The following is a 12,444-nucleotide window of genomic DNA, read 5'->3' as shown; positions in this document are numbered from 1 at the left end:
TCGAGATTGAGTTCATCCAGCGTGAAGACGCCGGATTGCAGGCTGCCGTAGATGCCGACAATCAATGCCAGCATCAGGCAGGCGACCAGGAACGGCGCGCGGTCGAGCAAGCGGCCGCGCCAATCGATGGCCGGCGTGGTTGATTTCATGTCGGCCGACTTTGCATCATCCCGCCAGTCTGCTCCGCGCTCGCCATGACCATGCCTCAAGCCGCCTCGCGTTCAAGCATGGCGGCGCGCAAGATGCCGGCCTCGGAGATGCGATCGCCCTCCAGCGTCGCGGCGATACGGCCGTCGCGCATGACCAGCACGCGGTCGGCGACATGGACGAGTTCCGGCATGTCGCTGGAATGGAACAGGATCGCGTAACCCTTGGCGGCGAGGTCGCGCATCAGCTGGAAGATCTCGCCCTTGGTGCCGACATCGACGCCCCGCGTCGGGTCGTAGAGCAAGAGCACGCGCGCTTGCGTCAACAGCATCTTGCCGAAGATCACCTTTTGCTGGTTGCCGCCCGACAAGGTACCGGCGAGCTGCTCAGGCGTGCCGGCCTTGATGCGCAGGAAATCGACCATCTCCTTGACCAGAGCCGCTTCCTTTTGCCGGCTGAGCAAGCCGTTTTCGGTGAAGCGCTTGATCACCGACAGCGTCAGGTTCTCGCGCACGCTCTTGGTAAGGAGCAGGCCTTGCCCGCGCCGGTCCTCCGGCACCAGGGCGATGCCATCCCTGCCGGTCAAAGCCTGGCGTGGATTGCTGATCGCGACCGGCTTGCCCCACAGCTCGACGGCACCGCTCGCCCTGCTGGCGCCGAACAGTGCCTGGAACAGCTCGCGCTGGCCATGGCCCTGCAAGCCGCCGACGCCGAGCACCTCGCCCTCCCGCAAGGCAAAGTCGACACCGGAGAGCCGGCTGCCGCTCGACAGGCCTTCGACCCTTAGCGCGACGCGATCCGTGGCCGTGGCCACCCGCTCGGGATAGAGCCGGTCGAGATGCCGGCCGATCATCTGGGTGACGATCTCGTTGTCGGACACGGCGTTGGCCTCGTGCGCGGCGACGGTGCTGCCATTGCGGAAGATGGTCAGCCGGTCGGCGATGGCGCGCACCTCGGCCATGCGGTGCGAGATGAAGATGACCAGCCTGCCTTCCGCCGCCAGTTGCCGGGTGAGCTTCAGCAGCCATTCGGCTTCACGCGCGGGCAAAGCCGAGGTCGCCTCGTCGAGGATGAGGATGCGCGGGTCCTTGGCCAACCCCTTGGCGATCTCCACGATCTGCCGTTCGGCCAGCGTCAGCCGCCGCAATTCCTGGTCGGGACGCAACGCCGGAAAATCATACCTTTCGAGCAAGGCAAGCGTCCTGCGGCGCATCTCGGCGCGGTTGACGGTGCGCAGCAACGTCCTTGGCTCGTGGCGGAACCAGATATTCTGTTCCACGCTGAGGTCGGGGATCAGCGACAGTTCCTGAAAGACGGCGGCAATGCCGCGCGCCTGGGCCACGTCCGGATTGGCGGGGCGATAGTCCTGGCCGTCGACCAGGATCGAGCCGCCATCGTGGCGCACCGCGCCCGACAGGATCTGGATGAAGGTGCTCTTGCCGGCGCCATTCTCGCCGAGCAGCGCATGCACCTCGCCGGCGCGGGCGCTGAATGTCGCATCGCTCAGCGCAACGATGCCGCCATAGCGTTTGGACAGGCCTTTGACGGTGACGAGGTCCATGGATGCGCCTTCGAAAAGCTCTCCCGACATCTTGCGATGCCGGGAGACAGGGTCGTGGTCCCGTGATGTTACTTCGAGCCGGCGGCTTCCGCAGCGGTGATCTCGACCCAGTCGGGCGTGATCGGCAGCGTCAGGCCGGGCGCCTGGTCGGGGAAGGCATTTTCGCCGACCGCGATCTTGATCATCTTGGTGCCCGGATAGAGCTTGGACTCGAAGGGATCGGTGGTGACGAAATCACCCTTGACCGAGACGGAGCGCTCGGCCGGCTTCTTGCCGGTGTCGAGGATGTCGACCGCCAGCTTGATCGCTTCCGACGAAAGGTAGGCCGGATTGGAGCCAAGGATGCACTTGGCCCCTTGTGTCTGCGCGCAGGTGACGGCGGCGACATTGTAGGAGAAGCCGACGACCGGGACGATCGGCCGGCCGGCATCCTTCAGCGCCTGGATGGCGCCCGAGCCGTAGCCTTGCGTCATGATGCCGTCGATCTTCGGATTGGCGGCAAGCAGCGCCGCCACGCCGGATTGTTCCGGCCCAAGTGCGTAGTTGCCGTTGTAGTAGCCGACGACCTTGATGTCGGAATATTTGGCCAGCACCTTCTCATAGCCTTGCTGCAACTGGGCCGAGATCGGCGCGCCTGCCAGGCCGCGGTCGAGGATGATGTTGCCCTTGCCGCCAAGCTGGGTGGCCATCCACTCGGCCATCACGGAGGGGATGCGATCCCAGTCGGAAGCGACGGCAAAGGCGCAGGGTTCGGTCACCACCTGGTCGAAAGAGATGACGACGATGCCGGCGTCGCAGGCCTTCTTGATGGTCGGGTTGAGCGCCGAATCCGAACCGGCGTCGACGAGGATGGCGTCCGGCTTCTGACGGATGATGTTGTTCAGCGAATTGATCTGCGCCTGGACGGTGTTCTCGACATTCTCGATCTTGAGGTCGACGCGGCCTTTCAGCGGGCCCTTGTTCACCGACACCGTGGCGACGCGTTCCATCTGCTGGCGCCAGTCATTGCCGACGAAATTGTTCGAGAGATAGATGGTGTAGGGCTTCTTGTCCTCGGCGTGACTAGGCGCCGTGCCGATGGCGATCGCGGACACGGCAAGGCTTGCCAATCCGGCGCAAATTGTCTTCAGTTTCATGATCTCTCCTCCTTGCGTTTCCTGCATCAGCCAGTGACGGACTTCGCCATCTTGGTGGGTGCTGCGTGTAAATTGATACCGGTACCAATGCGCCTTGTCAATTTAAGCCAAGGCGCATTGGAGAGACCTGGAGGCGATCATTTCGTCACCGATCGGCAGGCATCGTCATTTCGAGCCGGCAGCCTCGGCCGGGGTGATTTCAACCCAGTCCGGGCTGACTGGAAGAAACAGGCCCGGCGCCATGTCCGGAAAGGCATTCTTGCCGACCTCTATCTTCTGCATGGTCGCGTCGGGATACAATTCCGACGGGACCGGATCGGTGGTAAGGAAGGCGTTGCGCAGCAGGATCTTCTTCTCCGCCGGCTTCTTGCCGTCCAGTATCTCCACCGCGAGTTTCAAGGCCTCGGCCGACAGATAGGCAGGGTTGGGCGCAAGGATGCACTGGGCGCCATGGGTCTGCGCACAGGTCGTCGTCGTCAGGTTGAACGGACTGCCGGTGATGGGAACGATCGGACGACCGGCGTCCTGCAGCGCCTTGATGGCTCCGGCGCCATAGCCCTGGACGAAGATGGCGTCGACTTGCGGGTGCGCCGCCAGCAGGCTGGCGACGCCGGCCTGTTCCGGTCCCAGTGCATAGTCGCCGTTGAAATAGCCGACAACTTCAATGCCGGGATATTTCTTGATGACTTCCTCGAAACCACCCTGCAGTTGGGCGGAGATCGGAGCACCGGCAAGTCCGCGGTCAACGAGGACCTTGCCCTTGCCACCGAGTTTCTTGACCAGCCATTCGGCCTCCACGCGCGGTGCCCGGCCCCAGTCGGACTCCATCGTGTAAGCGCAGGGCGCGCTAACGATCTGGTCGAAGGCGATGACCACGATGCCGGCCTTGCAGGCCTTCTCGATAGTCGGGTTGAGCGCTTCGCCGGAGCCCGCGTCGATCACGATGGCGTCGGGCTTGTTGCGAATGATGTTGTTGAGGGAATTGATCTGCGCCTGGACCGTGGTCTCGACCACCTCGACCTTGAGGTCGACGCGACCGGCAAGCGGCGGTTTCTTGACCGCGATGTCGGCGCTGCGCAGCATCTGCTGGCGCCAGTCGTTGCCGACGAAATTGTTGGACAGATAAATGGTGTAGGGCTTCTTGTCCTGTGCGTTGGCCGGCACGGCATCAATCGACAGCAAAGTCGTCGCGATCACCGCAAGGCCGGCGAAGAATGCGCCTGCTTTCATGATTTCCTCCTCCCGTGTTTGGTGTCAGCCGCGCGAACGCCGCTGCCTATCAAGTGCCTTCGCCGCACACCCCCTTATGAACAGACTTTGTTTTGTGCATGCCGCTACCCAGGACCACTGTGCACTTGGGCGACACGCACCAGGCAAATGCTCGACGTCGGATGCGGCTGCGCTTCCACGTTCGATCGTGGTTCTCGACGCAGCCTCCATCCTAGCTATGATGCTATTATAATTTTATAAAGCTGTCCATGGCCGAGACGACGAAATCGGCGTGAAATCCCGCCGATCGGGTTCAGGCGAGGTCGTTCGGCGCGTCGTAGCTGATGCTGAAGAGATCGGCAGGATGCCGCGCGATGGTAAACTCGATGCTCTGCTGGTCGGCCGACTGGTAGAGCATCTCCACACTCAGGACTGCACTGCCCAGCGCGATGCCGAGGTCGTCCGCGATGACCTCGTCGGCGATCTCGGCGCGGACCGTGACATGCGCGACGTCCAGCCGCAGGCCGAGATGCCGTTGCACCGAACGAAAGATCAGCACGTCGGAAAAATCGTCCCGCTTCAGCTTCGCTCCGACAGAAGGCGGGAAATAGCTCGTGATCTGGGCCTTCTTCTGCTCACCCACCGACAGGATGCCGCGCAAGCAGTAGCCAGCCTCGTCCTTGCCCATGCCGAAATGGCGCTGAAGCACGGGGGAAACCTCCTTGCGATAGGATTTGACCGTCAGTTCGGCATCCTTTGTGAAGGCCGCCATGTCGGCGAAGTTCTTGAATTTCCAGCTGAGGTTTACCGACGGATTGCGCGCCGCGACCACAGCGGGCTTGGCCGAGCGCTTCCTGATCAGCCCGTCGGCCTCGAGATCGCGCAGCGCCTGGCGCACGGTGATCAGGCTGACGCCGAAATGCTCGGCGATGGTCGCTTCCTTGGGCAGCTCGCCGCCGACCGGGAAGGTGCCGTTGCCGATCGGCTCGCGCAGGATGTCGGCGAGCTGCCGGTAAAGCGGCCCATTGGCGCGGCCGAGCGTGCGCTTGGGAAGACTTTCGATGGTGGGAACGGAATGGTCCATGTGCCTCGTCGCGCCTGTGTCGAAGCTTTTATAATAGCTTCCTTCGCCCGAGGCTAGGCAACGTCGGCAATGATCAACCCTCTCAGACGAAGAGCCGAAGCGGGTGTTCGATGGCCGATTTCAGGGTAGCGAGCCAAGCGGCGGCGTTTGACTCATCGACGCTCGAGGCATCCGTTATCAGCAGGCACTCGGCTTGATTGCCCGCCGTGTCGAGCGAAACGGCCAGGCGCATGGCACGGTCGGGCAGAAGTGGCATCATAATCGGCCGAATGCTGCTTGCGGGGAGAAGCCGCAGAGATAGAACCGCGAACTTTCCCGCGTCGTCACGGTCGCCACGCAGGGATGCAAGCCGCGCTGCGCGCATCGATGTCAGGGATATCTCCGGAACTGTCGCGAACACTGCTTGCCGGCCGGGCAGCTCCAATGCCACGCAAGCATCGGCGCCCCAATCGATATCTGGGGATTCATCGAATGCTCGACCTGCCGCACGCAAGAGCACATCGTCGATGTCGAACATCCTCCCCGTACTTTCCAGCGCGGCCAGAAGGTCTTTCAGAGCGCCCAGTGCTATCGATGTGGCAAAGGCGGCGATGCTGGATACGGCGACGGAAGGGGAGGCTGGAGCGGCCTCGACAGCTGGCTGACCGACAGGCCGCGGGGGCGCGGCGAAGCTCAACACATCGGCGGCCAGGATGCGCCCACCCGGACCGCTGCCCCGAAGCGTCTCGAGCGGCAGCGCACACTCGCGCGCCAGGCGGCGGGCGTATGGGGAAACCGCAAGACGCCTCGCCTGCACCGCCGCTGCGTTCATTTCAGATACTCGGAGTTGACGCAGTTGGTGAGCCGGCCCTCGGCAAGATAGGCGTGCACGACTTCGATCGATTTCAGCCTGAGGTCGCGCATCGATGCCGGGCTGTAGAAGGCGGCATGCGGGGTGACGATCAGGCGATTGGCGATCCACGGCTCGCGATTGCGCCACGCCGCCAGCAGCGGATGGTCGAGATCGCCCGGTTCGTTCGGCAGCACGTCCAGCCCGGCACCGCTGACCGTGCCGTTGCGCATCGCCGTCTCCAGCGCGTCGAGATCGACGATCGGGCCGCGCGCGGTGTTGATCAGCACGAGGCCTGGCCTGGCGGCGGCGAAGGTCGCCGCGCCGAGCAGCTTGCGGGTTTCTTCGCTGAGCGGTGCGTGGACACTCACCACATCGGCTCGCCCCATCAACTCCGCCAGCGAATGGACGCGTTCGTAGCCGGTCGAGAGATCAACGCCGGACAGGAGGTGCGGATCATAGAATACCACCTTCATGTCGAAAGCGGCGGCACGGCGCGCGGTGGCGAGCCCGATACGACCGAGCCCGACAATGCCGAAGGTGGCGCCCTTGTGCCTTCTCACCAGCGGCGCCTTGGAAAAATGCCAGCCTTCGGCTCCATTGCGAAGTTCAGCGCCATAGGCCGAGGTGCCGCGTGTCAGCGCCAGCATCAGGCCGATAGCGTGGTCGGCGACCTCGGTCGTGCCATAATCCGGCACATTGCAGGCCGGGATCTTGCGTGCGCCCCAGCCTGCCGTGTCGATGTTGTCGAAACCGACGCCGGAACGCACCGCGATGCGTGCCTTGGGAAAGGCCGACGGGGCGGCGGCGACATTGTGGGTCGGCGAATAGTTGATGACGGCGTCGGCCGTCTCGCAGGCTGCCGGATCGAGCGTGGCGGCCTTGTCATTGGTCGAGCGGGCGAGGATGAACTCGATGTCGGGATAATGCTCGCGCTCGAGTTCGGCCTCGTCGGCGGCTTGCCAGTTGGCGCACAGGATCTTCATGCCAGTCCTTCGGATTTGATGTACGGAAGTGGTCTATCTCTTGATCCCGCCGATGCGGCCGCCCATCGGCACCACCGCGCCAACCGGCTGATCGATGGCGGCAAGCGTTCCGCTGACCGGCGCCTCGATCTCGACCACGGCCTTGTCGGTCTCGATCTCTGCGATCAGCTCCCCCTCCTTGACGGGATCACCGACCGCCTTCAGCCATTTGATGACAGTGCCTTCGCTCACCGTTAGGTCGCCGAACGGCATTGTCACCGGCTCGTCGTCGCTGGCGGCGACCGGGGGCTGGGCCGATGGCGCGGGTGGCACCATCTTGGCCGGGGCAGGTGCTGGCTTAGCCGGCACAGCACTCTTCAAGCCAACCATGTACCAGTGATCCGGCACCGGCGGCCGGCCTGATATGACGTCGCGCACGCCTTGCGCGATCCGGGCCGTATCGACCAGCATGGCGCGCTCCAGCACCGGCGCGAAGGGGTGCGAGGTCGGCGCGGTGTGCAGCCTTCCCGGCGGCGCGTCGAGTTCGTCGAAGGCGAGTTCGTTGATGGCCTGTGCGATCTCGCCGCCCAGCCCGCACATCGCCCAGGCCTCGTCGACGATGAGCAGGCGATGGGTCTTGCCGACGCTGGCGACGATGCTATCGATGTCGAGCGGCATGATGGTGCGCGGGTCGATCACCTCCGCCTCGATGCCTTCGCCGGCCAACAGGTCCGCGGCCTCCAGCACACGCTGCACCATCTGGCCGGCGGCGACGATGCTGATATCGGTGCCGGCCCGGGCGATGCGCGCCACACCGAACGGCACAAAATGCTCGCCGACCGGCACCTCGCCTTTCGAGGCAAACAGCGCCTTGGGCTCCAGCATGATGACGGGATCGCCGGCCCGCAGCGCCGTCTTCATCAGCCCCTTGGCATCCGCCGGGGTGGAAGGCACGCAGACGATGAGGCCGGGCATATGGGCGAAGATCGGATGGTAGATGCCGCTGTGATGCGGCCCGGAGCTGCGCAGCGCGCCGGCACCGACGCGCACCACCATCGGCGCGCTCATCAGGCCGCTGGTCATGTAGCGCAGCTTGGCGGCCTGCAGGAAGATCTGGCCTGCGGTCTCGAAAGCGAAGTCGGCGAACATCAGGTCCGAGACGGTGCGCGCGCCGGTGGCCGAAGCGCCGACGGCGGCGGCGGTAAAGCCTTGTTCGGAGATCGGCGTATCGACCATCCGCTCGGCGCCGAACTCCTGCCACAGGTTCTTGGTGTGCGCGAAACTGCCGCCGCGCTCGCCGGTGCCCTCGCCGAAATAAAGGATCGCCGGATTGGCGCGCATCTCCTCGGCGAGGCCGTCGCGAACGGCTTCGAGCCAGCCTTGCATGCGCGTCTCGCCGACCGCGCGCGGCTGCAGGGCGGCGGGCGGATTGATCGGGTCGGCGAAAACATGCAGGCGCACGGTGGCCGGATCAGGCTCGGGCGAGTTGCGGGCGAAGGTCAGCGCCTGCTCGACCACGGTCTCGATCCGCGCCTCGATTGCCGCAAGCGCCTCGGCGTCGGCGATGCCGTAGTCCTCGATCAGTTTCCTGCGGAACATGTCGATCGGATCGCGCTTGATCCAGGCGTCGAGTTCCTCCTGCGTCCGGTAGGTGCCGATGACCGGGTCGCCTTCGTGGTGCCCGACCGTGCGATAGGTCTTGGCCTCGATCAGCGTCGGGCCCTTGCCGGCGCGGGCGCGTTCGGTGGCTTCCTTCATCGCCAGCCAGACAGCGAAGACGTCGTTGCCGTCGACGGCGACGCCGGGCATGCCGTAGGACGCCGCCTTGCTGGCGATCTCGGGATTGAGCGTGACGGATTTGAGCGGCGTGGCGGTGGCGTAGAGATTGTTCTCGCAGATGAAGACGGCGGGCGCCCGCTGCACGGCGGCGAAGTTGAGCGCCTCGTGGAAGCCGCCATGATTGGCGGCGCCATCGCCGAAGAAGGCGACGCCGATATCGTCGCGGCCTTGCTGGCGCGCGCTCATGCCGATGCCGACGGCATGGCCGATGCCGGCGGCGACGATGCCATTGGTGCCGAACAGGCCGACCGAGCGGTCATAGAGATGCATGGTGCCGCCGCGCCCGCCGCAGATACCATCGGCCTTGCCGAACAGCTCGGCCATCACCCGGCCGGGATCGGCGCCCTTGGCCAGCGCATGGCCGTGCCCGCGATGGGTCGAGGTCACCCAGTCGGTGGGCCTGAGATGCGCGCAGACACCGACGCCGGTCGCCTCCTCGCCGATATAGAGGTGCAGGAAACCGGGCGTTTCGCCCTTGCGGCAGGCGATCTGGGCGATGCTTTCGAAGCGGCGCAGCAGCACCATGCGTTCGAACAGGTCGAGCAGGATTTTCCGGTCGGGTAGATTTGACGCACTCCTGGAATCCTCGCGTGCACGCGCCGCAGACATTGCCACCAAAGCCTCCCTGAATGCGTCTGGCGCCGGGCGGCAGAGCGCCGGCGGCGGGCTTGTTGGTCGCCCGCTTCGACGCATCATAGATTATAATAGCATAATGTCTACTGGCTCTGACCGAGCTGTGCGAGAGGCTAGAGTCTGGTGATCCGCACGGCTGCGTCAGGCCGCTGGAACAGCTCCGGCCGCAGGCTGAGGCCAAGGCCCGGCCCTTCGAGCGGCGCGACATGACCGTCCTGGACCGGCGGGATGTCGGCGACGATCTCGGTGTACCAGCCGGTGAAATAGGCGCGTACTGCTTCCTGGTAGTTGACGTTCGGCAAGGTCGCCGACAAGGCACAGCTCGCCGCATAGACGATCGGTCCGGTGCAGTCGTGCAAGGTGACAGGCAGTTCGCTGGCTTCCGCCATGTTGGCGATCTTGCGCGCTTCGGAGAGGCCGCCGCACCAGGCGAGGTCGATCATGATCACGCTAGCCGCGCGCTTGTCGATCAACTGCTTGAACATCTGCCGCGAGGCGAGCCTTTCGCTGGCGGCGATCGGGATGGAGGTGTGGCGGGCGAGCTCGGCCATGGCGTCGAGTTCGTTGTAGCGGATCGGCTCTTCCAGCCAGGCGACGTCATAGGGTTTCAGCGCCTCGGCGATGCGCAGCACCGGCGGCAAGGTCCAAAGCCCATGCAGTTCGACCATGATCTCCATGTCGCGGCCGACGGCGTCGCGGATCTTGTGGAAGGGCTCCAGCGCCTTGTCGAGATCGACAAGCGAGATGCGGGTGCCGTTCGAGGCCTCGGCGGCGATGTCGAACGGCCAGACTTTCATGGCGCCAATGCCTTCCGACTTCAGGCTTTTAGCGAGATCGCCGGCATTGTAGCGCCAGGCGAGCAGGTCTTCATACGGACCTTCATTCGAATCGCCTGATTTGAGCGACCAGTCCTCGCCGCGTTCGAAAAGGGCATTCTTCTTCGTGGCGCGCACATGCTTGTAGCCGGCGCAAGTGTTGTAGATCGGCACGGTCTTGTGGGTGCGCCCGCCAAGCAGCCGCCAGACCGGCTCGCCGAGCGCCCGGCCATAAATATCCCACAGCGCGATGTTGACGGCGGAATTGCCGCGCACCTCGGCGCCGGAATCGCGCGCGCCGACATAGACGCTGCCCAGCGTGCGGTCGTGCAACTCGATGTCGCGCGGGTCCTTGCCCAAGAGATAGGACGCGACATTGTCGTGGATGTAGGCGGCGACCGGCCCCGGCGCCCAGAAGGTCTCGCCGGTTCCGACAAGGCCGGCGTCGGTGTGGACGCGCAACCAGAACAGGAACGGGAATTCGGCCAGCTGCAGCGTTTCGAGCGCGACGACTCTCATCTTTTCCTCCCAACTCCCGCCGATACTACAGTCCAATGACAATAGCACATAGCCGTTGACAGCCACTTATGGTACCGGTATCAATTTCGTCAAGATCGCCTCCGGGAGAGTGCTCGCTTGCCTGCCGAAAATCGAAACAAGATGCCGCTCAGGGCGCTGGTCACAGGTGCCGCCGGCGGGCTCGGCCGCGAGGTGGCGGTTCAGCTGGCGCGTCGCGGCTGTTTCGTCGCGGTCACCGATATCAACGGCGATGGGCTTGCCGAGACCGCCAGGCAGATCGGCGAAACCGGCACGGAAGCCGAAAGCATCGTCAGCGATTTCGCCGGGGAAGGCGCGCCGGAAGCGGCCGTCGAAAAAGTCGTCGCGCGCTGGGGCGGCATCGACATCCTGGTGAACAATGCCGGCTATGGCGTGATCGAGCCCTTCCTCGACGCCACCTTCAAGGCCTGGACGCGTACGCTGGCGCTCAATGTCACAGCCCTCGCCATGGCCTGCAAGGCGGCGGGCCGGGTGATGCGTGAGCAGCGCTCCGGGCGCATCATCAACATCACCTCGCCGGGCTCGCGCATGGCGCTGCCCGACTACACCGCCTACACGGCGAGCAAGGCCGGCGTCGATTCCATCACCCGCGCCGCGGCAGTGGCGCTCGCGCCCTATGGCGTGCTGGTCAACAGCCTGGCGCCGGGCATGATGGACACCGAAATGCAGCGCTCGACCGAAATCGACCTTGCCCGTGCCAATGGCCGCGACGATTTGCAGGCCTTTCTCGACGAGCGCACCCGCCGCATCCCGCTCGGCCGCCGTGCCGAGATTGCGGAAGTGGCCGAGGCCGTCGTCTGGCTCTGCCTCGACGCGCCTGATTACATGACCGCCGAGCGGCTCAACATGTCGGGCGGGCTCGACAAGGACTGATCCAGATGCTGCGAAACGCTCCTCCCGGCTACGCCGACATCGGCGCGCTCGAACGCAAGGCGATGCTGCTGCGCCGTCATATGCTGACGATGGCGCGCGGCCAGGGCCAGGGCTATATCGGCCAGGGACTCGGCATCGCCGATGTGCTGGCGGCGCTCTATTTCCACGAGCTGCGCTACGATCCCGGCAATCTCGGTTGGCCCGACCGCGACCGCTTCCTGCTGTCGACCGGGCACTATTCCATCGCGCTGTGGGCGGCTTTTGCCGAGGCCGGCATCTTTCCGGTCGAGGAACTCGCCACCTATGGCGCCGACAACAGCCGGCTGGAGATGTCAACGCTCGACACCACGCCCGGCGTCGAGATGATCGGCGGCTCGCTCGGTCATGGTCTGGGACAGGGCGTCGGCCAGGCGCTGGGCCTGCGTGTCGATCGCTCCGATGCGCGCGTCTTCGTCGAACTGTCGGATGGCGAAATGCAGGAAGGCTCGACCTGGGAAGCAGCCATGTCGGCCAGCCACTTCAAGCTCGACGGGCTGGTGGCGCTGATCGACTGCAACGGCATCCAGGCCGATGGGCCGGTGGTGCTCGACATGGAGCCGGTGGCCGACAAATGGCGCGCCTTCGGCTGGCAGACGTCAGAGATCGACGGCAATGACATGACCGCGGTGGTTGGCGCGCTGGCGGATGCGCGTAACCGCAACGGCAAGCCGAAGGCGATCGTGCTGCGCACGCTGCCCGGCAAGGGCGTGCCGCGCATCGAGACCTCCGAGAAGTCGCACTTCTTCCGCATCGACG

At 64.8% G+C, this 12,444-nt stretch carries 10 protein-coding genes; 2 read left to right on the top strand and 8 right to left on the bottom strand.

The annotated features are described in order from the left end of the window. Positions 1 to 205 precede the first annotated feature (205 nt). The 8 genes from EOA36_RS12660 to EOA36_RS12625 all read right to left on the bottom strand — a co-directional run bounded on the left by EOA36_RS12660 (position 206) and on the right by EOA36_RS12625 (position 10,737). Positions 206 to 1,708: a sugar ABC transporter ATP-binding protein gene (locus EOA36_RS12660; RefSeq protein ID WP_245464333.1), complete on the bottom strand. Its 1,503-nt coding sequence runs from the start codon at positions 1,706 to 1,708 to the stop codon at positions 206 to 208. Between the two features lie 68 nt (positions 1,709 to 1,776). Next, entirely contained in the window at positions 1,777 to 2,844 is a 1,068-nt protein-coding gene (locus EOA36_RS12655) for a substrate-binding domain-containing protein (protein WP_127277924.1), read from the bottom strand. A 165-nt stretch (positions 2,845 to 3,009) separates the two neighbouring features. After that, positions 3,010 to 4,074 (bottom strand): sugar ABC transporter substrate-binding protein, encoded by a 1,065-nt coding sequence (locus EOA36_RS12650; RefSeq protein ID WP_127277923.1) that lies wholly within the window; start codon positions 4,072 to 4,074, stop codon positions 3,010 to 3,012. Between the two features lie 292 nt (positions 4,075 to 4,366). Further along, positions 4,367 to 5,137, bottom strand: coding sequence for a GntR family transcriptional regulator (locus tag EOA36_RS12645; RefSeq protein WP_127277922.1), 771 nt, complete (start codon positions 5,135 to 5,137; stop codon positions 4,367 to 4,369). A gap of 82 nt (positions 5,138 to 5,219) precedes the next feature. Further along, entirely contained in the window at positions 5,220 to 5,948 is a 729-nt protein-coding gene (locus EOA36_RS12640; protein ID WP_127277921.1) for an E3 binding domain-containing protein, read from the bottom strand. Then, positions 5,945 to 6,952 carry a C-terminal binding protein gene (locus EOA36_RS12635; RefSeq protein WP_127277920.1) on the bottom strand — a complete coding sequence of 336 codons (1,008 nt, stop codon included), beginning with the start codon at positions 6,950 to 6,952 and terminating at the stop codon, positions 5,945 to 5,947. The genes EOA36_RS12640 and EOA36_RS12635 overlap by 4 nt, the downstream gene beginning before the upstream one ends. Positions 6,953 to 6,985: 33 nt before the next feature. Next, positions 6,986 to 9,379, bottom strand: coding sequence for a thiamine pyrophosphate-dependent enzyme (locus EOA36_RS12630; protein WP_245464332.1), 2,394 nt, complete (start codon positions 9,377 to 9,379; stop codon positions 6,986 to 6,988). A gap of 137 nt (positions 9,380 to 9,516) precedes the next feature. Continuing rightward, positions 9,517 to 10,737: a mandelate racemase/muconate lactonizing enzyme family protein gene (locus EOA36_RS12625; protein ID WP_127277918.1), complete on the bottom strand. Its 1,221-nt coding sequence runs from the start codon at positions 10,735 to 10,737 to the stop codon at positions 9,517 to 9,519. A gap of 117 nt (positions 10,738 to 10,854) precedes the next feature. On the opposite strand from EOA36_RS12625, the gene EOA36_RS12620 reads away from it, so the two are divergent. Further along, positions 10,855 to 11,649 (top strand): SDR family oxidoreductase, encoded by a 795-nt coding sequence (locus EOA36_RS12620; protein ID WP_127277917.1) that lies wholly within the window; start codon positions 10,855 to 10,857, stop codon positions 11,647 to 11,649. A gap of 5 nt (positions 11,650 to 11,654) precedes the next feature. Then, on the top strand, positions 11,655 to 12,444 hold a 790-nt coding region (locus EOA36_RS12615; RefSeq protein ID WP_145969161.1), incomplete at its 3' end, for a transketolase.

Source organism: Mesorhizobium sp. M8A.F.Ca.ET.021.01.1.1, assembly GCF_003998025.1.
GTDB lineage: Bacteria > Pseudomonadota > Alphaproteobacteria > Rhizobiales > Rhizobiaceae > Mesorhizobium.
This window is presented reverse-complemented; position numbering and strand designations above follow the sequence as displayed.

Excerpts from the sequence above, each read along its gene's own strand:
- EOA36_RS12650 (WP_127277923.1), bottom strand. The coding sequence starts at position 4,074 with ATGAAAGCAGGCGCATTCTTCGCCGGCCTTGCGGTGATCGCGACGACT.
- EOA36_RS12625 (WP_127277918.1), bottom strand. The coding sequence starts at position 10,737 with ATGAGAGTCGTCGCGCTCGAAACGCTGCAGCTGGCCGAATTCCCGTTC.
- EOA36_RS12645 (WP_127277922.1), bottom strand. The coding sequence starts at position 5,137 with ATGGACCATTCCGTTCCCACCATCGAAAGTCTTCCCAAGCGCACGCTC.
- EOA36_RS12640 (WP_127277921.1), bottom strand. The coding sequence starts at position 5,948 with ATGAACGCAGCGGCGGTGCAGGCGAGGCGTCTTGCGGTTTCCCCATAC.
- EOA36_RS12660 (WP_245464333.1), bottom strand. The coding sequence starts at position 1,708 with ATGGACCTCGTCACCGTCAAAGGCCTGTCCAAACGCTATGGCGGCATC.
- EOA36_RS12635 (WP_127277920.1), bottom strand. The coding sequence starts at position 6,952 with ATGAAGATCCTGTGCGCCAACTGGCAAGCCGCCGACGAGGCCGAACTC.
- EOA36_RS12655 (WP_127277924.1), bottom strand. The coding sequence starts at position 2,844 with ATGAAACTGAAGACAATTTGCGCCGGATTGGCAAGCCTTGCCGTGTCC.
- EOA36_RS12630 (WP_245464332.1), bottom strand. The coding sequence starts at position 9,379 with ATGTCTGCGGCGCGTGCACGCGAGGATTCCAGGAGTGCGTCAAATCTA.